At 56.2% G+C, this 22,637-nt stretch carries 17 protein-coding genes and 1 pseudogene; 3 read left to right on the forward strand and 15 right to left on the reverse strand.

Going from position 1 to position 22,637, the window contains the following annotated elements; genetic code table 11:
* Window positions 1-8: 8 nt before the first annotated feature.
* The 3 genes from actP to acs form a co-directional block, all read right to left on the reverse strand.
* Window positions 9-1,658: a cation/acetate symporter ActP gene (gene actP / locus HV340_RS01550; RefSeq protein WP_014168232.1), complete on the reverse strand. Its 1,650-nt coding sequence runs from the start codon at window positions 1,656-1,658 to the stop codon at window positions 9-11.
* On the reverse strand, window positions 1,655-1,969 hold the full coding sequence (locus HV340_RS01555) for a DUF485 domain-containing protein (RefSeq protein ID WP_014168233.1): 315 nt from the start codon (window positions 1,967-1,969) through the stop codon (window positions 1,655-1,657). Before HV340_RS01555 ends, actP begins: the two co-directional genes overlap by 4 nt.
* A 72-nt stretch (window positions 1,970-2,041) precedes the next feature.
* Window positions 2,042-4,000 (reverse strand): acetate--CoA ligase, encoded by a 1,959-nt coding sequence (gene acs / locus HV340_RS01560; RefSeq protein WP_020882831.1) that lies wholly within the window; start codon window positions 3,998-4,000, stop codon window positions 2,042-2,044.
* Between the two features lie 423 nt (window positions 4,001-4,423).
* Here acs and gltP point away from each other — a divergent pair, with 423 nt between their 5' ends.
* Window positions 4,424-5,737 (forward strand): glutamate/aspartate:proton symporter GltP, encoded by a 1,314-nt coding sequence (gene gltP / locus HV340_RS01565; protein WP_025206382.1) that lies wholly within the window; start codon window positions 4,424-4,426, stop codon window positions 5,735-5,737.
* A gap of 73 nt (window positions 5,738-5,810) precedes the next feature.
* On the opposite strand, the gene HV340_RS01570 is transcribed toward gltP, so the two are convergent.
* A complete protein-coding gene (locus HV340_RS01570) occupies window positions 5,811-6,485 on the reverse strand; it encodes a tetratricopeptide repeat protein (protein WP_014168236.1) in 675 nt (224 codons plus the stop codon).
* 322 nt (window positions 6,486-6,807) lie between these two features.
* On the reverse strand, window positions 6,808-8,955 hold the full coding sequence (fdhF, locus tag HV340_RS01575; RefSeq protein ID WP_078774721.1) for a formate dehydrogenase subunit alpha: 2,148 nt from the start codon (window positions 8,953-8,955) through the stop codon (window positions 6,808-6,810).
* A 255-nt stretch (window positions 8,956-9,210) separates the two neighbouring features.
* Here fdhF and HV340_RS01580 point away from each other — a divergent pair, with 255 nt between their 5' ends.
* Window positions 9,211-9,942, forward strand: coding sequence for a response regulator transcription factor (locus tag HV340_RS01580; protein WP_014168239.1), 732 nt, complete (start codon window positions 9,211-9,213; stop codon window positions 9,940-9,942).
* On the opposite strand, the gene HV340_RS01585 is transcribed toward HV340_RS01580, so the two are convergent.
* From HV340_RS01585 to HV340_RS01610, 6 genes are all read right to left on the reverse strand, one after another.
* A complete protein-coding gene (locus tag HV340_RS01585; RefSeq protein ID WP_086462941.1) occupies window positions 9,939-10,946 on the reverse strand; it encodes a carbohydrate kinase family protein in 1,008 nt (335 codons plus the stop codon). The genes HV340_RS01580 and HV340_RS01585 overlap by 4 nt on opposite strands.
* Window positions 10,943-11,803: a ketose 1,6-bisphosphate aldolase gene (locus HV340_RS01590; protein WP_025206378.1), complete on the reverse strand. Its 861-nt coding sequence runs from the start codon at window positions 11,801-11,803 to the stop codon at window positions 10,943-10,945. Before HV340_RS01590 ends, HV340_RS01585 begins: the two co-directional genes overlap by 4 nt.
* A 10-nt stretch (window positions 11,804-11,813) precedes the next feature.
* The gene (locus HV340_RS01595; protein WP_014168242.1) at window positions 11,814-12,500 is read right to left on the reverse strand and encodes a D-lyxose/D-mannose family sugar isomerase; all 687 of its coding nucleotides are present in this window, start codon (window positions 12,498-12,500) and stop codon (window positions 11,814-11,816) included.
* An 86-nt stretch (window positions 12,501-12,586) separates the two neighbouring features.
* Entirely contained in the window at window positions 12,587-13,528 is a 942-nt protein-coding gene (locus tag HV340_RS01600) for an ABC transporter substrate-binding protein (protein WP_014168243.1), read from the reverse strand.
* Window positions 13,529-13,558: 30 nt separating this feature from the next.
* Window positions 13,559-14,554, reverse strand: coding sequence for a ribose ABC transporter permease (locus HV340_RS01605; RefSeq protein ID WP_014168244.1), 996 nt, complete (start codon window positions 14,552-14,554; stop codon window positions 13,559-13,561).
* Window positions 14,551-16,071 (reverse strand): sugar ABC transporter ATP-binding protein, encoded by a 1,521-nt coding sequence (locus HV340_RS01610; protein WP_032681903.1) that lies wholly within the window; start codon window positions 16,069-16,071, stop codon window positions 14,551-14,553. Before HV340_RS01610 ends, HV340_RS01605 begins: the two co-directional genes overlap by 4 nt.
* 181 nt (window positions 16,072-16,252) lie before the next feature.
* On the opposite strand from HV340_RS01610, the gene HV340_RS01615 reads away from it, so the two are divergent.
* Window positions 16,253-18,541 carry an ATP-binding protein gene (locus tag HV340_RS01615; protein WP_044857667.1) on the forward strand — a complete coding sequence of 763 codons (2,289 nt, stop codon included), beginning with the start codon at window positions 16,253-16,255 and terminating at the stop codon, window positions 18,539-18,541.
* Here the strand turns inward: HV340_RS01615 and alsK are convergent.
* From alsK to alsA, 4 genes and pseudogenes are all read right to left on the reverse strand, one after another.
* Window positions 18,486-19,429, reverse strand: a pseudogene (alsK, locus tag HV340_RS01620) (allose kinase). The gene HV340_RS01615 and the pseudogene alsK overlap by 56 nt on opposite strands.
* The gene (gene alsE / locus HV340_RS01625) at window positions 19,413-20,108 is read right to left on the reverse strand and encodes a D-allulose 6-phosphate 3-epimerase (protein WP_181216259.1); all 696 of its coding nucleotides are present in this window, start codon (window positions 20,106-20,108) and stop codon (window positions 19,413-19,415) included. The pseudogene alsK and the gene alsE overlap by 17 nt, the downstream one beginning before the upstream one ends.
* A 10-nt stretch (window positions 20,109-20,118) precedes the next feature.
* Window positions 20,119-21,099, reverse strand: coding sequence for a D-allose ABC transporter permease (gene alsC, locus HV340_RS01630; RefSeq protein ID WP_014168249.1), 981 nt, complete (start codon window positions 21,097-21,099; stop codon window positions 20,119-20,121).
* Window positions 21,078-22,610 carry a D-allose ABC transporter ATP-binding protein AlsA gene (gene alsA, locus HV340_RS01635; protein WP_014168250.1) on the reverse strand — a complete coding sequence of 511 codons (1,533 nt, stop codon included), beginning with the start codon at window positions 22,608-22,610 and terminating at the stop codon, window positions 21,078-21,080. Before alsA ends, alsC begins: the two co-directional genes overlap by 22 nt.
* Window positions 22,611-22,637 lie beyond the last annotated feature (27 nt).

Below are 22,637 nucleotides of genomic sequence, written 5' to 3' on the forward strand. Positions count from 1 at the left end.
AGACGAGGTTAGTGCGCGCGGCCTTGCTCGACGCCCAGACCCGTTTGTGAGCGGATAAACTGGGCGCGGAATTTCTCACGCTCCAGGTTACCTTCCGGCGAGTTATCGGTCGCGGAGAAGACCCAGATACCAATAAACGCCACGGCAATGGAGAACAGCGCCGGGTATTCATACGGGAAGATAGCGCTTTCGTGACCGAGGATCTGTACCCAAATCGTCGGGCCAAGGACCATCAGAATCACGGCCGTCAAAAGCCCCAGCCAGCCGCCAATCATCGCCCCACGGGTGGTCAGTTTTGACCAGTACATGGAGAGCAGGATGATAGGGAAGTTACAGCTTGCCGCAATGGAGAAGGCCAGCCCCACCATAAAGGCGATGTTCTGCTTCTCGAACAAGATCCCCAGCAGAATAGCGACCACGCCCAGCACCAGCACGGTGATTTTCGAGACTTTCAGCTCATCACGTTCGCTTGCCCCTTTGCGGATAACGTTGGCATAGAGGTCGTGCGATACCGCAGACGCGCCCGCCAGCGTCAGCCCGGCAACCACCGCGAGGATGGTGGCGAAGGCCACGGCCGAGATAAAGCCAAGGAACAGGTTACCGCCTACCGCGTCGGCCAGATGCACTGCCGCCATGTTGTTACCGCCAATCAGCCCGCCCGCCGCGTCTTTAAACGCCGGATTCGCCCCCACCAGCATGATGGCGCCAAAACCAATGATAAAGGTCAGGATGTAGAAGTAACCCATAAAGCCCGTGGCGTAGAAGACGCTTTTGCGCGCTTCACGCGCATCGCTCACGGTGAAGAAACGCATCAGGATGTGTGGCAAGCCGGCCGTACCAAACATCAGGCCCAGACCGAGCGAAAGCGCAGAAATAGGGTCTTTCACCAGCCCGCCAGGGCTCATGATCGCTTCCCCTTTCGGATGTACCGCCATCGCTTCAGTGAACAGATTATTGAAGCTGAACCCGACGTGCTTCATGACCATAAAGGCCATAAAGCTGGCGCCGAACAGCAGCAGGACCGCTTTGATGATTTGCACCCAGGTCGTGGCCAGCATGCCGCCGAACAGGACGTACATCACCATCAGCACACCCACCAGCACCACCGCGATGTGGTAGTTCAGGCCGAACAACAGTTCGATCAATTTACCCGCGCCGACCATCTGCGCAATCAGATACAGCGCGACCACCACCAGCGAGCCGCAGGCGGAGAGGGTACGAATCGGCCCCTGCTTCAGCCGGTAGGAGGCCACGTCTGCGAAGGTATAGCGGCCCAGGTTGCGCAAGCGTTCTGCGATCAGGAACAAAATAATTGGCCAGCCCACGAGGAAGCCGAGGGAGTAAATCAGACCATCGTAGCCGGAGGTGTACACCAGCGCGGAGATACCGAGGAAGGAGGCGGCGGACATAAAGTCGCCTGCAATTGCCAGTCCGTTCTGAAAACCGGTAATGTTGCCGCCTGCGGTGTAGTAATCATTACGGGAGCGCACGCGTTTCGAGGCCCAGTACGTGATGTACAGCGTCAGCAGCACGAAAATCAGGAACATGATAATCGCCTGCCAGTTGGTTGGCTGGCGCTGCACCTCGCCGGTGATGGCATCAGCGGCGTTGGCGGCAAAGGGAAGTGTGGCGGCAAGCGCCGTCAGGACTCTCTTCATGATGCTTTTACCTCTGCCAGGACTGCTCTGTTAAGACGATCGAATTCGCCATTGGCGCGCCAGACGTACACGCCGGTCAGCACAAACGAAATGATTATCACGCCAATCCCAATCGGAATTCCGCGCGTGACGCTGGTGCCCGCGTGCAGCGGCGTACCGAGCCAGTGTGGGGCAAAGGCAATCAGCAGAATAAAGCCGACGTAAATAATCAGCATGATGATGGAAAGTAAGAAGGCAAACCGTTGCCGTTTATCCACGAGCTCCCTGTAGTGCGCACTATTCTCTATCTGCTGACAAATATCGTTATTCATCAGAGGTCTCCAGAAGTATTTATAGGGGAGGTTTTTTTATTCCCTCTCCCGGGGGGGAGAGGGGAGATCGCGTTACGATGGCATTGCGATGGACTGCTTCTCTTCGAGCAGTTTTTCCACCACGCCAGGATCGGCAAGCGTTGAGGTATCACCGAGGTTGCTGGTGTCACCGGCTGCGATTTTGCGCAATATGCGGCGCATAATTTTGCCTGAGCGGGTTTTCGGCAGAGAGTCGGTCCAGTGCAGCACGTCCGGCGTGGCAAGCGGGCCAATCTCTTTACGTACCCAGTTGCGCACCTCGGCATACAGCTCTGGTGACGGCTCTTCGCCATGATTCAGCGTGACGTAGGCGTAAATCGCCTGGCCTTTAATGTTGTGTGGGATCCCGACGACGGCGGCTTCGGCGATCTTCGGATGAGATACCAGCGCGGATTCAATCTCCGCGGTACCCAGACGGTGGCCGGAGACGTTCAGCACGTCGTCCACGCGCCCGGTTATCCAGTAATAACCGTCCTCGTCACGCCGGGCACCGTCACCGCTAAAGTACATGTTTTTAAAGGTCGAGAAGTAGGTCTGCTCAAAGCGCTCGTGGTCGCCGAACAGGGTACGCGCCTGGCCCGGCCAGGAATCGGTGATCACCAGATTGCCTTCGGTGGCTCCGTCCAGCGGATTGCCTTCGTTATCCACCAGCGCAGGTTGTACGCCGAAGAACGGTTGAGTTGCTGAACCGGCTTTTAACTGCGTCGCACCCGGCATAGGGGTGATCATAAAGCCACCGGTTTCGGTCTGCCACCAGGTGTCCATCACCGGGCATTTTTCGTTGCCGATTTTCTTCCAGTACCACTCCCAGGCTTCCGGGTTGATGGGCTCGCCAACGGAACCGAGGATGCGCAGCGAAGAGCGGTCAGTGCCTTCAATGGCCTTATCGCCTTCCGCCATTAATGCGCGGATCGCCGTTGGGGCGGTATAGAGAATATTGACCTTGTGTTTGTCGACCACCTGACACATGCGCGCCGGCGTTGGCCAGTTCGGTACGCCTTCAAACATCAGCGTAGTGGCACCACAGGCCAGCGGGCCGTAAAGCAGGTAGCTGTGACCGGTGACCCAGCCTACGTCGGCAGTACACCAGTAAATGTCGCCCGGATGGTAGTCGAATACGTACTTGAAGGTGGTAGCGGCATAGACCAGATAGCCGCCGGTGGTGTGCAACACGCCTTTCGGTTTGCCGGTTGAGCCGGAGGTGTAAAGAATAAACAGCGGGTCTTCCGCGTTCATCTCTTCCGGCTGATGCTGATCGCTGGCTTTTTCAATCAGATCGCTCCACCACAGGTCGCGTCCTTCGTTCCAGTCGATCTTGCCGCCGGTACGCTTGAGGACGATGACGTTGCTGACGGTTTTCACGTTCGGATTTTTCAGCGCTTCATCGACGTTTTTCTTCAGGGGAATGCCACGGCCAGCGCGCACGCCTTCATCGGCCGTGATCACCAGTTTCGAGCTGGAATCGACAATACGTCCGGCTACCGCTTCCGGTGAGAAGCCGCCAAAAATCACCGAGTGAATCGCACCGATGCGCGCGCAGGCCAGCATGGCTACCGCCGCTTCAGGCACCATTGGCATATAGATAGCCACCACGTCGCCTTTTTTAATGCCCCTTTCCAGCAGAACGTTGGCAAAGCGGCACACGTCGCGGTGCAGTTCTTTATAAGTAATGTGTTTGCTTTGAGAGGCATCGTCACCCTCCCAGATAATGGCCGTTTCATTACCGCGTTCGGCAAGGTGGCGGTCAAGACAGTTTGCTGCCAGGTTCAGCGTGCCGTCTTCGTACCATTTAATGGAGACGTTGCCGGGCGCAAAGGAGGTGTTCTTCACCTTCTGATAAGGTTTAATCCAGTCAAGAATATGGCCCTGCTCACCCCAGAAGACGTCCGGGCTGGAGACGGATTGCTGATACTTCTCGTGGTACTGCTCCGGGTTTATCAGGCAACGGTCCGCAATGTTTGCGGGAATGTCGTGTTTATGTACTTGGCTCATGGCTTTTTTTCTCCTTGTAAGATGTTAATAATATGTCGCAAAAACGTTAATAGTAGGGGCTTTACAAGCTTTGTTTATTATTTGGGCTACAGATCACGCATTGTTTGAAGAGTATGAAAAATGAGCGAATGAAACTTTGAAGGAAAATAATTCACCGTGCCGATTATTCACAATTTCCATTAAAAAAGCCTTTTTATAACAAAAAGTTATTGATTGGAATTGTGACAAACTCACGTCATGACCGCTTTTTGCAGCGAAATGTGCCGTTCTTTAAGGCTTGCGCAACATGCCGCGCAAATGATACTCATACGCCGCGTTAAAAAATCCCATAAACCAACGCAACACAATTCATACCCTTTCAGTATGTATCCATATTCATGCAGTTTATGTGAATAGGGCGCTTCATTGAGGAAGTCAGTTTCTATGAAAAACGTTAAAGTCAGCCTGGCCTGGCAAATCTTGCTAGCCCTTGTGCTGGGTATCCTGCTGGGTAGCTACCTGCATTATCACAGCGACAGCCGCGAGTGGCTGATTGCGAACCTGCTCTCGCCGGCAGGGGATATCTTTATTCATCTGATCAAGATGATTGTCGTACCGATTGTTATCTCAACGCTGGTCGTCGGCATTGCCGGTGTGGGGGATGCAAAACAGTTAGGCCGTATCGGCGCGAAGACAATTCTTTATTTCGAAGTGATCACGACGATTGCCATCATTCTGGGCATCACACTGGCGAACGTGTTCCAGCCAGGGGCCGGGATCGATATGTCGCAGCTGGCGACGGTGGATATTTCGAAATATCAAAGCACTACCGCTGAAGTACAGAGCCACGCGCATGGCCTGATGGGAACCATCCTTTCGCTGGTGCCGACCAACATCGTGGCTTCCATGGCGAAGGGCGAGATGCTGCCGATCATCTTCTTCTCGGTGTTGTTTGGTCTGGGCCTCTCCTCCCTGCCTGCCACGCACCGTGAACCGCTGGTCACCGTGTTCCGCTCAATTTCTGAAACCATGTTCAAAGTGACTCACATGGTGATGCGCTACGCGCCGGTTGGGGTGTTTGCGCTTATCGCGGTAACCGTGGCGAACTTCGGTTTCGCCTCCCTGTGGCCGCTGGCGAAGCTGGTGATTCTGGTTCACTTCGCCATCCTGTTCTTCGCGCTGGTGGTGCTGGGAATTGTGGCGCGCCTGTGTGGGCTGAGCATCTGGATCCTGATCCGTATTCTCAAAGATGAGTTGATTCTCGCGTACTCCACGGCAAGCTCTGAAAGCGTACTGCCGCGTATTATCGAGAAGATGGAGGCCTACGGCGCGCCGGCGTCGATTACCAGCTTTGTGGTGCCAACCGGCTACTCCTTTAACCTGGACGGCTCAACGCTGTACCAGAGTATTGCGGCTATCTTTATTGCTCAGCTGTACGGCATTGACCTGTCTCTGTGGCAGGAGATCGTGCTGGTGCTGACCCTGATGGTGACCTCAAAAGGCATCGCAGGCGTACCTGGCGTCTCCTTTGTCGTCCTGCTGGCAACCCTGGGCAGCGTAGGGATCCCGCTGGAAGGTCTGGCGTTTATCGCCGGTGTCGACCGTATCCTCGACATGGCGCGTACGGCGCTGAACGTGGTGGGTAACGCCCTGGCGGTGCTGGTTATCGCTAAGTGGGAGCACAAATTCGACCGTAAAAAAGCGCTGGCGTATGAACGCGAAGTGCTGGGTCGTTTTGATAAGACCGCAGACCAGTAAAATAAAAAGGCCGGGGTTAACCCGGCCTTTTCGCATTCCCTCTCTGCCAAAAGAGAGGGCCGTGTAAGAGACTTTACTCCCCACTCAACGCGTCAAATTCTTCACATCCCGTATCAAACCCTTCGGTACAGCTCAGGTTCAGCCAGTAGAGCGCTTTCTGCTTATTCGGCGTTATAAAGCCTTTCTCGCCCTGCTGGAACAGCATTCCGGCCCAGTACTCCGCGTAACCCGTACGCGAAAGGGAGGAGCTGCGTTTGAACCACGACGCGGCTTTGACGTCGTCCTGCGCCACCTCAACGCCGTTGGCATAAATCATCCCCAGCAGCATTTGCGCATCCACCGCGGAGTCGTTGTCGATATCTTCGGTTGCCGTTTGCAGCAGTGCGATGGCCTGTGGGTAGTCGGTTTTCCCTGCCTGGGTGTTGACCAGCACGCGTGCCAGCATAATTGCGCCACGTTTACTGCCGGCGATAGTGGCCTGCTGCGCCAGCGCTTTGGCCTGCGCGTAATCGCCCTGTGTAAACTGGATTTGCGATAACAACGCCATGGCGTCGACATCGCCCCCTTTTGCTGCTTTCTCTGCCCACTGCGCGGCCTGCTTGCTGTCGCCGGAACTGAAGTAGGTATCGGCAAGGTAATACTGGGCGCGGGCGTCACCCGCTTCCGCCTGTTGCTTGTACTGGCTGCCAATCTCATCCGCGTGGACGAGTGACGTAAAAAATAACAACATCAGAAAAATTGATTTCATGGATTCTTATCATCTGGGTACACGCCGCGCAGTATAATCGTCGTCGCAGAAGAAAAAAACGGGCGCGGTAAAGGTGAATGAACATTTCCCGGTGTCCGCCGCGTTTCGTCTCACAATAATGCTTGTGAAAGAGGGCATTAGACGCTCGCAGGGGAGATTCTCTCACTGAATTAAAATACAAAGCCGGGTATTTATTTCGGTGCTAATGACATTATTGCTGCGGGGCAGCGTGCACAATATATATTGATAATATAAATAGCTTATTAAGAAATAAAAAAGGGGTGAATAAGTCACCCCCTTTTATTCATCGATTAATTAACCATTAACCCAACGCGCTTTCACGCAGTCTGGCTTTCAGCTTGCTATATTCGTCAATCACATACTGTTCCGCGGCGTGCTGGTCAGCAATCGGCTCCACGCGTACGGCGCAGTACTTATACTCCGGCGTTTTGGTTATCGGGCTTAAGTTCTCCGTCACCAGTTCGTTGCAGGCACCAATCCACCACTGGTAGGTCATATAGACCGCCCCTTTGTTAGGTCGGTCGCTGACCTGCGCACGGGTAATGATGCGTCCTTTACGCGAGTGCACCCAGATCAGGGCTTCATCTTCAATACCCAGACGCTCTGCGTCAGCGGTGTTGATCTGCGCATAGCCCGGTTCATCCGCCAGTGCCGCCAGCGCAGCGCAGTTACCGGTCATCGAACGACAGGAGTAGTGGCCCACTTCACGCACGGTAGAGAGCACCATCGGATACTCATCGGTGAGTTTATCGATTGGCGCGACCCAGTCGCAGGTGAAGAACTGCGCCAGTCCGTTCGGGGTGTCGAACTTCTCTTTAAAGAGATACGACGTGCCCTGATCGGCCTCTGACTCATCGCGGCACGGCCACTGAATATACCCCAGCTCACCCATTTTCTCATAGGTGGCACCGGTGAAGTCCGGACACAGTTTGCGCAACTCGTCCCAGATTTCCTGGGTGTTGTTGTAGTGCATCGGATAACCCATGCGGGTAGCGATTTCGCTGATGATCTGCCAGTCGGTTTTCAGATCCCACTTCGGCTCCACCGCTTTGAAGAAGCGCTGGAAGCCGCGGTCTGCCGCCGTGTAAACACCTTCATGCTCGCCCCATGACGTTGACGGTAAAATCACATCCGCCGCCGCCGCGGTTTTGGTCATAAAGATGTCCTGGACAATCACCAGTTCGAGATCCTCAAAGCCTTTACGCACCGCTGACAGCTCGGCGTCGGTCTGCAGCGGATCTTCACCCATAATGTAGGCGGCACGCACTTCACCGTGCGCCGCACGGTGCGGCAGCTCGCTGATGCGATACCCGGTATGTTCCGGCAGGCTCTCCACGCCCCAGGCCTTCGCGAATTTCTCACGATTTTCCGGGAACTTAACGTACTGATAGCCCGGATAGGTATCCGGCAGTGCGCCCATGTCACACGCACCCTGCACGTTATTCTGACCACGTACCGGGTTCACGCCCACATGCGGTTTGCCCAGATTTCCGGTCAGCATCGCGAGGCTTGTCAGGGAGCGTACGGTTTCCACGCCCTGATAGAACTGGGTTACGCCCATGCCCCACAAAATGGCCGCGGTTTTCGCCCCGGCGTACATCCGCGCTGCCTGGCGGATCTCTTGCGCGCTTACGCCGGTTATCGCTTCGACGGACTCCGGCGTGTAGCCTTCGACAATTTTCCGATACTCGTCAAACCCTTCCGTACGGGTCGCGACGAACGCCTGGTCGTACAGATTCTCCTCGATAATGACGTGGCCCATCGCATTCAACAGCGCGATATTCGAGCCGTTTTTCAGTGCAATGTGCATATCCGCAATACGTGCCGTTTCAATTTTGCGCGGATCGCAGACGATGATTTTCGCCCCATTCTGTTTGGCGCGAATCACGTGGTTCGCGACGATAGGGTGAGAATCCGCCGGGTTATAGCCAAAAATAAACACGAGATCGGTGTTATCTATCTCGTTGATCGCGTTACTCATAGCGCCGTTACCGACCGACTGGTGCAGACCTGCAACCGATGGGCCGTGTCAGACGCGAGCGCAGCAGTCGACGTTATTGGTACCAATAACGGCGCGCGCGAATTTTTGCATTACATAGTTGGTTTCATTACCGGTACCGCGTGAAGAGCCGGTAGTCTGGATCGCATCCGGGCCATACTTGGCTTTGATGGCGCTCAGGCGCGTGGCGACATAATCCAGCGCCTCGCTCCAGGAGACGGCTTCCAGCTTGCCACCGCGCTCGCGGCGAATCATAGGGGTTTTCAGGCGTGGGGTAAGGATTTGGGTATCGTTAATAAAATCCCAGCCGTAGTAGCCTTTCAGGCACAGCGTGCCCTGGTTGGTTTTCCCCTGGGCGGCCTCCGCCCGGACGATTTTGCCGTTATCGACCACCAGGTTGATCTTGCAACCCGAGGCACAATAAGGGCAAACCGTGACGACTTTTTTCATCAGTCTGCTCCAGTTAATCAATGCTTACGCCCCACTATGCAGCTTCTATGCCATGTTTTTATTGTGGGTATCAGCAGACTTTACGGCCAACAGAGGGGCAAAACCCTGACGAAAAACAGCCAATCGTCAAAATTGACGTGTCGAATGGGCAGTGGATGTGACATGGGTTGTAATTCCGTCATGTAAAAGTCAAATTGGCTGGAGCCGACGGCAGAATAGTTCAGACTTAACATAATCCCCTGATGGAAGCATGCGATGAAACCGGCGATTCTGGTGGTTGATGACGATACCGCAGTCTGCGAGCTGCTGCAGGATGTGCTGAGTGAGCACGTCTTTAGCGTGCTTGTCTGCCATAACGGCCAGGACGCGCTGAGTCTGGTTCAGCATGAGCCACACATCGCCCTTGTCCTGCTGGATATGATGCTGCCGGATATCAACGGCCTGCAGGTATTACTGCACCTGCAAAAGCAACGTCCGGAGCTGCCGGTGGTGATGCTGACCGGGCTGGGCAGTGAGTCAGACGTGGTGGTGGGGCTGGAGATGGGGGCCGACGATTATATTGGCAAACCGTTTAACCCGCGCGTGGTGGTTGCCCGGGTTAAAGCCGTGCTTCGCCGTACCGGGGCGCTGGCCGCAGACACCCCGGTGCCACGCGTGGCGGGCGTGACGTTCAATGGCTGGACGCTGGATACCTCCCGCTGTGAACTCAGCGATCCGCAGCGTAACCCCGTACCGTTGACCCAGGGAGAATATGGTCTGCTGCTGGCGCTCACCCAGAACGCCCGGCGGGTGCTCAGCCGGGAACAACTGCTCGAGCTGACGCACAGCGAAAGTGCCGAGGTGTTCGACCGCACAATCGATGTGTTGATCATGCGCCTGCGCCGTAAAATAGAAGCCAACCCGCATCAGCCCGCACTCATTAAAACCGTCCGGGGGCTGGGCTACGTCTTTGCTGCCGATGTGTCTCACAGCGAGAAAGCGGCTTAAATATTCTCTTTGATAAACAGCTGCAACTCGGCCAGCGTTTTTGCCCCATCAATGGCGTTCGCAGCCAGCAGGCTTGCCCGCGCGCAGGCATGGGCCAGATAAATACTCTCGACCAGCGGCAACGCTTCATGGCAGCCGTATAAGAAGCCTGCGCAGAAGGCATCACCCGCCCCGACGCTGCCGATAATCTCTTCCCGCTCCAGCAACCAGGAGGGGATCCAGCGCCCTTCATCGTCCGGTGTTAACCCCCACGCCCCTTCCGGACAGTGGATCACCACCCGCTGACGCACGCCAGCCGCCAGAAGCTGTGAGGCGGCTTCCGCGATATGGGCAATGTGCGGGGCATCGTTCTCGTCGCGCATTTCCAGCCCGCTAAACTCGCCGGCTTCCAGTTCGTTGATGACCAGATAATCAAGATGGCGCAGGGCAGGGAGGACCAGCGGCTGATAGCGCGGGTCACCCTTTCGCGAGACCAGATCGAGCGAGGTTTCATACCCCTGATCGCGCATCTGGGCCAGCAGCCGTGCGCTGCGGGTGCCGTACTCGTCATCGGGCATATCCAGGCTGTCGAGCAGTAACAGGTAGCCGAGATGGAAAATCTTCATCGCGCCGTCGAGGCGGTCGAAGGCGGGCAGATCCAGAAGACGGTTGGCGCCCGGGGAGTGGAAAAAAGTGCGCTGCCCGCTTGGGTCGGTCATAACCTGCGACATAGAGGTTGGCGCAAAGGTCGTGCGCTGCACCCGCTGGCGGTTGACGTGATACTGGTCGAGCATCGCCAGGATGTAATCGCCGTCGCTATCTTCGCCAATCAGGCCGACGGCCTGCAGCGGCAGGCCAACGTGCATTTTGGCCAGCGTCAGCAGGACGTTCAGCGGCGCGCCGCCGGTTGAACGTTCGCTGTGGGTAATTTCCGCCAGCCAGCCGCGCTCCGGCCATTGCACAATCTGGTGGACGTGATCCACCAGCATATTGCCGGCTGCGATAATCCCTTTACGTTCCATTATGCCTGCCCCGCGCTGCCAAAGATGCGCATTTGCGCGGCGACCGTATCGGTAATCGCCTCTTCTATACCCAGCAGCAGTTCTGCAAATTCATCGTACAGAGGCTGACGTTTTGCCATCCGTTGCTCAACGGCGGAGAGCGCGGCCTGTGACATGCCAGTATAAAAGTTGATTTTATGGATCCCCAGTTCGATGGCGCGACGAAAATCGGCATCGCTGATGCCGGAGCCGCCGTGTAAGACCAACGGCAGGCCGGTCTGCTGGCGAATGGCGTCCAGACGAGGGAAATCGAGTTTTGGCTCGCCTTTGTATTTACCGTGCGCGTTGCCAATGGCGACCGCTAGCGCATCAATGCCGGTGGCATCGACAAACTCGCGCGCCCGCAGCGGGTCCGTAAACAACGCTTCATCCGCATGGCCATACAACGCGCCACCTTCGTCACCGCCTACCGCACCCAGCTCCGCTTCTACCGATACGCCAACCGCGTGGCACATCTTCACCACCTCCCGCGTCTGACGAATGTTTTCTTCATAGCTCAGGGTGGAGCCATCAAACATCACGGAGCTGAAGCCTACGCGCAGCGCACGTACCACCGCCTCGAAATGCAGGCCGTGATCGAGGTTGAGCACCACCGGAATATCATGACGGGCGGCTTCAAACCTGACCGCTTCGACCAGCGACTCCAGGGAGACATACTTAAAGTGGACTTCCGCAATATTAATGATAAACGGCGAGCGTTCCTGTTTCGCGGCAGCAAACAGCGCGCGCAAAAAATGGGAGTCGAGAACGTTAAACGCGCCGAGCGCGTAGCGGTGTTTCCTGGCGTGCTCAAGACCGTCGGCAAGAGAAATCAATGGCATCATTTACTCCTTATTTCCGAAACAGGTTGTACTCGTTGCACAACACCAGCACCGCCGGTTCGTCTTCTTCGATATTGTTATAGCGGGCAATGGGCTGTAAAAAATGGTTATCGTGTTCATCGTCATTCACCGATGACACTTCCCCCACCAGTACGTCGCCAAAACCGCGTTCGCCCCAGAAACTGTGGTACAGGCCGGGGGTGAGGCAGATGCTGTCCCCGGGTTGCAGGCGTAACTGACTGCCGGGCGCGTGGGTCTGCAGACAGCCGTCGAGGGTAACGGTCACGTCGGTATTTTCAGGTTCTTGATGTGCGCCGGCATTCCATAACTCGACGATCAGGTTTCCGCCGCCACGGTTGATGATGTCTTCCCGTTTACGCCAGTGAAAATGCATGGGCGTCACCTGACCATCCCGGACGTGCATGATTTTTTCGGCATAGCACTTTTCATAGGGCACGCCGTTCGGTGAGCCATTGCGCAGGGTAAAGAGCGTTAGCCCCTGTGCGGCAAAATGGTCGCCGCCGAATGCCGTTACGTCCCAGCCAAGCCTGAGATCAAACACTTCCTGCCAGGCGGCCGGATCAAGCTGCTGCCATTTCGTCGGCGGAAAACTGGCAAAGGGAGGGAGATGCACGTCGTGCATGGAGAAGAACTGCCGCGTGTGGCCAAGGATTTCATTGATTTCGGAGCGTTTCATGGGGCCCCCTGGACGCTATGTCAGGCCTCACCCCAACTCTCTCGCGCGAAGAGAAGATCAGGGTGAGGGCATCAAACCGCACTACATCACTTCACTGTCCACCCCTTATAGGATCCGACGTTCTTTTTATCGATCATCGTCACCGGGATCAGCACAGGCTCTTTAGGCGCAGGTTTGCCCTGCAGAATGTCATAGCCGATCTCAACCGCTTTTGCCGCCATTACCTGCGGATCCTGAGCCGGCGTCGCGACAAACAGGGAGTTTTCACGCTTAAGCGCTTCCTCGCCGTCCGGACTACCGTCTACGCCAACGATAAAGAATTCATTGCGTTGGGCCTGTTTTGCCGCCAGATCGGCACCGATCGCCGTCGGATCGTTAATCGCGAACACGCCGTCGATCTTCGGATTGGCCGCCAGCAGTGAGGTCATCACTTCCAGACCGCCTTCACGGCTACCTTTGGCGTTCTGGTTATCAGAGAGCACCTTGATATCCGGATGTTTTTTGAACTCGGTCTGGCAGCCTTCGACGCGGTTTTGCACCGCGGACACTGGCGGCCCGTTGATGATGACCACGTTGCCTTTGCCTTTCAGGCGGTCAGTAATGTATTTACAGGCCATTTCCCCCGCCTGGGTGTTATCGGAGGTGATGGTGGCATCCGCCCCTTCCGCCGCGACGTCAACCGCGACAACCACGATCCCGGCCTCTTTCGCGCGTTTAACCGCCGGGCCGATCCCTTTGGAATCCGCGGCGTTAAGGATGATCATGTCCACTTTGGCCGCAATAAAGTTGTCGATCTGCGCCACCTGCTGGCCGAGATCGTAACCGCTGGAGACCAGCGTCACTTTGACGTTATCCCCCGCCAGTTTGCGCGCTTCCAGCTCGGCACCTTTGGTGATCTGCACGAAGAATGGGTTGGCCAGGTCGCCCACCGTCACGCCGATGGACTTCAGATCTTTCGCCTGCGCAAACGGCGTTGCGGCAAGCAGCGCGCCAGCACAGAGCGCGGTCACTAACGGTTTCAAACGCATCTTCTCTTCCTCGCTTGTAGGGTATTGTTGTTATGCACTTTGATGGTGTCGGGTACGGTATTTGTCGATCAGCACCGCTATGATGATCACCGCCCCTTTGATCACCAGTTGCCAGAAGTAGGAGACGCCCATCAGCGTCATGCCGTTGTTAAGCGTGGCGATGATCAGCGCCCCCACCAGCGTGCCGGTGATCGTGCCGATCCCGCCGACAAAGCTGGTGCCGCCGAGGATCACCGCCGCAATCGCATCCAGCTCGTAGCCCATGCCCAGGTTGCCGTTGGCGCTGTAGAGACGCGAGGCACTCATCACGCCGCCCAGGCCCGAGAGCAGTCCGCTCATGCCGTACACAAACAACAGCACCAGCCAGACCTTAATGCCTGTCAGACGCGCCGCCTGCATGTTGCCGCCAACCGCATAAATGTGAACGCCAAGCGTGGTGCGGCGCAGAATAAACCAGCACAGCACAATGACCGCCAGCGCGATCACCACCAGCCACGGAATGGGGCCGAGGTAGTTATTGCCGATCCACTCAAAGTTAATGTTGGAGTTAATGACGGTCGTACCGTCCGCCAGCAGGTAAGCCGCACCGCGCAGTGCCGTATAGGTACCGAGCGTCACGATAAACGGCGGCAGCCCGGCAAAAGCCACCAGCGCGCCGTTGAACAAACCCAGCACCAGGCCGAGCATGAGCGCTGCCGGAATAGAAAGCATGGCGAACTCAGGTATTAACGACACCACCATCGCCGCCACGGCCGTGGTGCCCAGAATGGAGCCGACGGAGAGGTCGATCCCGCCGGTCAGAATGATGAAGGTCATCCCTGCGGCCAGTACGATGTTGATCGACGCCTGGCGGGTGATATTGAGCAGATTACTTTCGGTAAAGAAGTTAGGCGCGATAAAACCAAATACCGCCACAATCAGGATCAAGATGGGCAAAATGCCGACCGTCTGCATCAGATCGCTCATCAGCATTTTTTTGGCAGAGGCGGACTTCGCCACCTGCTGCGGATGGGTTGAATTTGTCATAGTTGCACCGCCTGATGATGAGAGTCGTTCACGCCGGTCGCCAGCGTCATGATGTTTTCCTGTGAAATTTCTGCTCCGTGAAGTTCACCTGCAATGCTGCCTTCACGCATGACATAGACGCGGTCGCTCATGCCGACGATTTCCGGCAGCTCGCTGGAGATCATCAGGATCGCCACGCCCTTGCGCGCCATCTGGTTCATGATGCGGTAGATTTCACTTTTCGCCCCGACGTCGACGCCGCGCGTCGGTTCATCCAGAATCAGAATGCGTGGGCCGATGGCCACCCAGCGGGAGATAAGCAGCTTTTGCTGGTTGCCCCCGGACAGGCCACCCGCGCGGACCTGTGAATGCGGCACGCGGATGTTAAGCAGGGCGATCGCATCGTCAGAAATGGTCTGCGCTTTTTTGCGGTTCAGCATGCCGAAGGTGGCGTCGCGCTCCAGCGTCGCCATGGTGATGTTCTCCTGTGCGGCCAGCTCGAGGAACAGCCCTTGTTCTTTGCGGTTCTCGGTGAGAAAACCGATCCCGTTGTCGATGGCGGCACGCGGGGAGTGGATCACCACCGGTTCGCCGTCGACCTCAATCATGCCGCCCGTGGCTTTGCGCGCGCCGAAGATCAGCTGCGCCAGTTCGGAACGTCCGGCGCCCACCAGACCTGCCAGCCCGACAATTTCTCCGGAACGCACCTGCAGACTGCAGGGGAGCACTTTCTTGCCGTCGGTAAGGTGATGCACGTTAAGACGCGAGCTGCCGAGCGGGATATCGCGCTCTTTGTTAAACAGATCGCTTAGCGGACGGCCGACCATCATCTTCACCAGCTCAGAGGCGTTCAGTTTGTCGCGCGTCAGGCTACCGACGTACTGCCCGTCACGCAGAACGCTGACGCGATCGGAGAGTTCATACACTTCCGCCATGCGGTGGCTGATATAGATAATCGCCATTCCTTCCTCTCGCAGGCGCAGTATCAGCTCGAACAGGCGATGGGTTTCACGTGAGGAGAGGGCGGCGGTGGGTTCATCCATCACCAGAATGCGGCTGTTGCGGTGTAGCGCGCGGGCAATTTCAACCTGCTGCTGCTCGGCGATGGTCAGCCTCATTACCAGGTCGGTCGCCTTGAAGTGCGCGCCCAGACGGTCAATCACCGCCTGCGCCTGTGCGGCCATCTCTTTGCGCTGTACCAGCCCCGCGCGCGACAGCTCGCTGCCCAGGAAAATGTTTTCAGCGACGGTCAGATTGGGGGCAAGCTGCATCTCCTGATAAATGAGGGTGATACCCGCGGCCAGCGCATCCTTTGGCCCTTTGATGTGAAACGGCTGTCCGTCAATCAGGATCTCGCCGCTGGTGGCGGTATAGGCCCCCGCGAGGATCTTCATCAGGGTACTCTTTCCTGCGCCGTTTTCCCCCATCAGCGCGTGGATCTCACCGGGGTACACCGTCAAATCCACACCCTTGAGCGCGTGGAAATGGCCAAATGTTTTGGCAATGTTGCGCATCTCCAGTACCGGGGTTCTGCTCATGGCGGATCTCCTTGAATGTCGATATCCGCACTTCATCACAGGTTGGTAAATGCAAAATGTCAGAAGCCGTTCATATTTGTCATAGTTATGAATAGTTAACTTACATCACAATTCCCCGCTTTTTCCCTCTCAGCAGGAGAGGGCCAGGGTGAGGGCATCACATTGCACCGGAGCTTACCGTATGCCATCACACCGTCCGCCCTTCTTTGCCAGCGCCCGTGGTCGCCTGCTGATTTTTAATCTGCTGGTGGTGGCGGTGACGCTGATGGTCAGCGGCGTGGCGGTGCTCGGCTTTCGTCATGCCAGCCAGATCCAGGAACAGGTGCAGCAGCAGACGCTGGATGACATGACCGGCAGCATGAACCTCGCCCGCGATACCGCCAATGTGGCAACGGCGGCGGTGCGGCTCTCGCAAGTTGTAGGCGCGCTGGAATACAAGGGCGAAGCCGAGCGCCTGAAGCAGACGCAGATGGCGCTGCGTCACTCGCTGGAACAGCTTGCCGATGCGCCACTGGCGCAACAGGAGCCCGCGCTGGTGGCGCGAATTATTCAGAGAAGTAATGAGTTACAGCAGAGCGTGACGGGCATGCTGGAGCGCGGGCAGCGGCGTCATCTGGAGCGTAATGCGCTTCTCAGCGCGCTCTATCAAAGCCAGAGCTATTTGCGCCATCTGCAGGACATCAACCGCCGTTACGCCAGCAACGTCCCGGATGCGCAACAGCTTATGGAAATGGACAGGCTAATCATCGCCGCTATTGAAACGCCCTCGCCGCGCGCCACGGTTCAGCAGCTGGATGCCGTGACCGCAACGCTGCCCCGGAGCGTGACGCAGCCCGTGGTGAACGCTATCCTGCCCGATTTTAATGCCGAGCTTCACAAGCTTGTTCCGCTCTCGACGCAGCTGGAGGAGAGCGATCTGGCGATCAGCTGGTATATGTTCCACATCAAGGCGCTGGTGGCGATATTAAACAGCGACATCAATCAGTACGTTGAACAGGTGGCGCAGGCCTCCCGGCTGCGCACTGCCCAGAGTCACCAGGAGCTGCGCTCCATCAGTGTATTTATCAGCGTGTTCGCCGTGCTGGCGCTGATCATCACCGGGTGCGCCTGTTGGTATATCTACCGTAATCTGGCCTCCAACCTGACGGCCATCTCCCGGGCGATGTCGCGCCTTGCCCACGGCGAGCAGGATGTTTCCGTCCCCGGACTGCAGCGCCGTGATGAACTGGGTGAGCTGGCGCGAGCGTTTAACGTTTTTGCCCGCAACACCGCCTCGCTTGTCCACACCACCCGCCTGCTGAAAGAAAAAACCACGCAGATGGAGATCGACCGCATCGAGCGTCAGGGGCTGGAAGAGGCGTTGGTGCACAGCCAGAAGATGAAGGCCGTCGGGCAGCTGACGGGCGGTCTGGCGCATGACTTTAACAACCTGCTGGCGGTGATCATTGGCAGTCTGGAACTCACCGATCCTGACTCACATGACGCCCCGCGTATCACCCGGGCACTCAAGGCCGCCGAGCGTGGTGCGGTGCTGACCCAGCGCCTGCTGGCGTTTTCCCGCAAGCAATCCCTGACCCCGCACGCGGTAGAGATGAAACCGCTGCTCGAGAACCTGCGGGAGTTGATGTACCACTCGCTGCCGGCCACCCTGACGCTGGAAATTGAAGCGCAATCACCGGCGTGGCCGGCGTGGATAGACGTCAGCCAGCTGGAAAACGCCATTATTAACCTGGTGATGAACGCCCGCGATGCGATGGAGGGACAGACGGGGGTTATTAAGATCCGCACGTGGAATCAGCGCGTGACCCGCAGTGACGGACGCAGGCAGGATATGGTGGCGCTGGAGGTTATTGACCGGGGAAGTGGAATGTCGCAGGAGGTCAAATCCCGGGTCTTCGAACCGTTCTTCACGACCAAGCAAACCGGGAGCGGTAGCGGATTAGGCCTGTCGATGGTCTACGGTTTTGTGCGCCAGTCCGGTGGGCGCGTGGAGATTGAAAGCGCGCCGGGGCAGGGGACCACCGTGCGGCTGCATCTGCCACGCTCGACGCTGCCTGTTCGTTCTGCTGATGAGACCCAGGCCGCCGCGGCTGCCGTTGAAAATGAACGCCTGGTACTGGTGCTGGAAGATGAAGCCGATGTCCGCCAGACCCTGTGCGAGCAGCTGCATCAGCTGGGCTATCTGACGATTGAAGCGGACAACGGCGAACAGGCCCTGAAGATGCTGGACGCGTCACCGGATATTGGCATGTTTATTAGCGATTTAATGCTGCCCGGCAACCTCAGCGGCGCCGAGGTGATCAACCATGTGCGCAGCCATTATCCGCAGCTTCCGGTGTTGCTGATCAGCGGCCAGGATCTGCGTCCGACGCATAACCCGCAACTGCCGGACGTGGCGTTACTGCGTAAGCCTTTTACCCGTGTACAGCTGGCGCAGGCGTTGCGCAAGGTGATGACAGGAACTGGCTGAGAGCCAGGGTCGCCGCCCCCTGAGCACCGTTAAAGGATGACGATGATGCTGTAATGAAACGGACTGCCTCATACGGCAGCGGACGGCGCAGATGCTGTTTAATTCTGGCAATCAGCGCGTCGCGTGGAAAATCGACCATATCCATCACGCCGCCGCCGAGGATCACCGCATCCGGGTCGAAGAGATTTACGCTGGTGGCAATGGCTCGGGCTGCATGATTTAAGAGCTGTATGACAAAGGGGTCATGACACGCTGAGGTAAAAATCTCGCCAATCGCGTAATCACGGGGCTGTTGTTCATACCACTGTTTCAGGGCAATACCGGAACAGACGGTTTCCAGACATCCTGTGTTACCACAACCGCAATGGCGTGACATATCGCCCTGCGGAATATGTCCAAGCTCGCCCGCGACCCCGTGTGCACCTGTCCAGGGCGCGCCGTTCAGCCAGATGGCGAACCCCATGCCGGTACCGAGATAGGCTGCCAGAACCTGCTGTTGCTGCAAGTTGTGCTGCATAACATCAAAAGAGAGCTGGAGGTTAACGTCACGGTAGAATTCGACTGGGCATCCCAGCGCGTCCGCCAGTTTGCCCGCCAGGTCCTGTCGGTCTGTTGCCTGTAATGGCAGGTTTGGTGTTGAGATTATGGTGCGTTTGTCTTTGCCGACCAGCGCAGGAAAACCCATCACCAGACCCCGACAGCGAACCTGATAGGGCGAAGCCTTGCAACGATCATTTCTGCGACGCCGCACATGACGCCTGAACGGATAATGTCTGCCGTACGGTGTTTTTCACAGTGCAGCACGGCCCCCTCGGCTGTAAGCAGGCAAAAACGGATATGGGTAGCGCCCATATCCACTCCGGCGACGACATCAGGCTGTTTTTGCATGAGGAAGGGCCTCGTTCTTTGCCGACAGAATCTGTCCGGCCATCAGTTGCCATGCGTCGTCGATATTCTCTGCGTGGTTGAACAGCCCTGACGTCCCGACGATAAAGACATCAGCCCCGGCGGCCATCAGTTTTTTGTAGGTGGACTGATTGCAGGAGCCATCGATCTCAATCTCATAGCGCAGCCCTTCACGTTCGCGCCAGGCTTTCAGCTCGGCAATTTTTTCCAGCATTTCCGGAATGAAAGGCTGCCCGGCAAAGCCAGGATCGACGGTCATGACCGTAATTTTGTCCGCCTTGTGAATGTAATATTTCATCGTTTCAACGGGCGTTTCAGGGTTGAGGATCAGACCGACTCTCATGCCATGACGGCGAATTTCGTCAATCAGACGGAAGGCCTGACCGTTAATCGTTTCCGGATGCAGGGTGATGAAATCCGCTCCGGCCTGTGCCAGTTGACTAATGTAGTCCTGGGGGCGCGTCACCATCAGATGGCAGTCCAGCGGTTTGGTGGCGAGCTTCTTCACCTGGCTGACAAAGAACGGTGACAGCGTCAAATTGGGCACAAAGTGACCGTCCATGATGTCGATATGGAAGTAGTCCGCGTGCTGGTCTATGAATTCGATCTGCTCTTTGAATTTCAGCAGGTCCATACACATCAGGGAGGGGGAAATTTTCATCGTCAATTCCTTACTTACTGATCAATCTATCGAGGGCGACAGCGGCGATAATCAACCCGCCCATCACCACCAGCTGGTAGTAGGTTTGTACTTGTAAAATATTGAGTCCGTTATTGATGGTGCCGATGATGAGCCCCCCAATCACGACAGAGAAGATGCGCCCTTTACCGCCAAAGAAGCTGGTTCCGCCGATAATGGCGCTGGCAATGGCGTAGGTTTCAAAGCCCATCCCAGCCAGCGGCTCTGCTGCCCCCAGTCGTGCCGTTGACACCACGCCTGCCAGCCCTGCACACACACCGGAGATAATGAAAACCACCAGGATATGAAACTTCACGTCAATACCGGAGTAGAACGCCGAGTTCTTGTTACCGCCCAGCGCGTAGATGTTGCGTCCCAGCCGCATACGGGTGGTGAGGAACCAGAGGATAACCGCCACTACCAGCGAGAAGATCACCGGCACGGGAATACCTAAGAGATTGGCGGCAAAAAAGTTTACAAAGTCGAACGAGAAGCCGTATACCGAGTTGGCATCCGAAATCACCAGCGTAATGCCGCGAAAAATGGCGTTAGTGCCCAGGGTGATAATGAACGGATGCAGCCCGGTCCAGTTGACCAGACAGCCGTTGATCGCGCCTAACGCACCGCCAACCAGCACGCCGCCAATGAGCGCTGCCAGGAACGGGTCGACGCCGGCCAGCATGAGCTTGGCGGTCACCATCCCGGACAGCGCCAGAATCGCCCCGACGGACAGATCGATACCTGCCACCAGAATGGCAAAGAACTCGCCCATCCCGATCAGGACCGTCACCGAACTCTGGACAAAAATTTGAGTGATGTTATTGGTGGTCAGGAAGTATTCCGACGACAGCGTGCCAAAGATGGCAACGATGATCGCGAGGATGAAAAAGGTGCCGTACTTGTCCCAGAACAGCGCGAAATTAAACGGTTTTTTTTCGTCCATATCGCGTTTCACTCTTGTGGTAATGCCCATGCCATAATCTCCTCTTCGCCCATGTCGTCGCGATTGGTCAGGATTTGCGTCAGTCGCCCTTCGCAGAACACGGCGATGCGGTCGCAGACGGCAATAATTTCGGGTAGCTCGGATGACACCATCAGGATGACCTTGCCCTCGTCAGCCAACTGGCGCATCACCTTGTAGATTTCGGCCTTTGCGCCGACGTCGATGCCGCGGGTAGGTTCATCAAAAATGATGACGTCCGGGTTGCAGCACAGCCATTTGGAAATCAGCACCTTCTGCTGGTTTCCGCCGGAGAGCTCAGTGATGTTTTGCTCCACGCTATGGCACTTTAACGCCAGCAGCTGGCGCTGCGTTTCAGCAGTTTTGCGCTCTTCATGTTCGCGAAACAGGCCCATGGCGCCTTTGTAGCCGCCATTTTTCAGGCTTTGGCTGACCGCCATGTTCTGAGCAATAGAGAAGTTGGGGAAGAAGCCGTTTTCCCGACGGCTTTCAGTGATGTAGGCCATCCCTTTTTTCAACGCATCTAACGGCGAGTGTGGGGAGATGGTTTTACCGTTGAGACGGATTTCACCGCTAGCGCGTTTATCCACCCCGAAGAGGCAGTCCATCAGCTCGGTGCGGCCTGAGCCGACGAGCCCTGCAAAGCCAAAGATTTCACCGCGGTTCACGCTGAACGAGATATCACGTACTTTTTTCTTGTCCCGGCTGGTGACGTTTTTCACTTCGAACACGGTATCGCGTTCGAGGTTGCCGGTACTTTCTTTCATCGCGTTAAAGCGGTTTTGCAACTCGCGGCCCACCATCAGGCGCACAATATCGTCGTTTGTGACATCACTCACCATGCCCGTGCAGACGCTGCTTCCATCTTTCATCACGGTAAAGCGGTCGCAAATGCGGCGGATTTCTGCGAGCTTATGCGAGATATACACAATTGCTGTGCCCTCTTTACGTAATTGATTCATGATCAGGAAAAGATAATCCACCTCTTTATTGGTTAAAGACGATGTGGGCTCATCCATAATGATCGCTTTAGCGTTGAGCATTAATGTTTTTGCAATTTCCAGCATTTGCTTGTGGCTGATGGATAAATTCGCCACCTTTTCATCTAAATCGACTTTCAATCCCACGCGTAAAAGCATCATTGCGCCGCGAATACGCATCTCTTTCCAGTCGATGATATTGACGCCACAGACTTTTTTCGTCAGATGACGGCCAATATATAAATTCTCCAGAACAGTTAATTCATCGATAACGCTAAGTTCCTGGTAAATTATGCCAATGCCCAACTGTGCTGCCAGTTTATGATCGAGCTTGTCGTAATTTACCTCGTTGATAGTAATAGTTCCTTTGGTCGGTTCATGTATTCCCGACAATACTTTCATTAAGGTTGATTTACCGGCGCCATTCTCCCCTAATAACGCATGAATCTCGTGGGGATAAATAGTTAAATCAACCGACGTTAATGCGTGAACCGGACCAAAGGATTTGCCGATCCCCGCCATTGAGATATATGGCGTGACCATGTTTACTCCTTATGTTTTCCCTCTCAT

This window comes from Enterobacter sp. RHBSTW-00975 (genome assembly GCF_013615235.1).
GTDB lineage: Bacteria > Pseudomonadota > Gammaproteobacteria > Enterobacterales > Enterobacteriaceae > Enterobacter > Enterobacter ludwigii.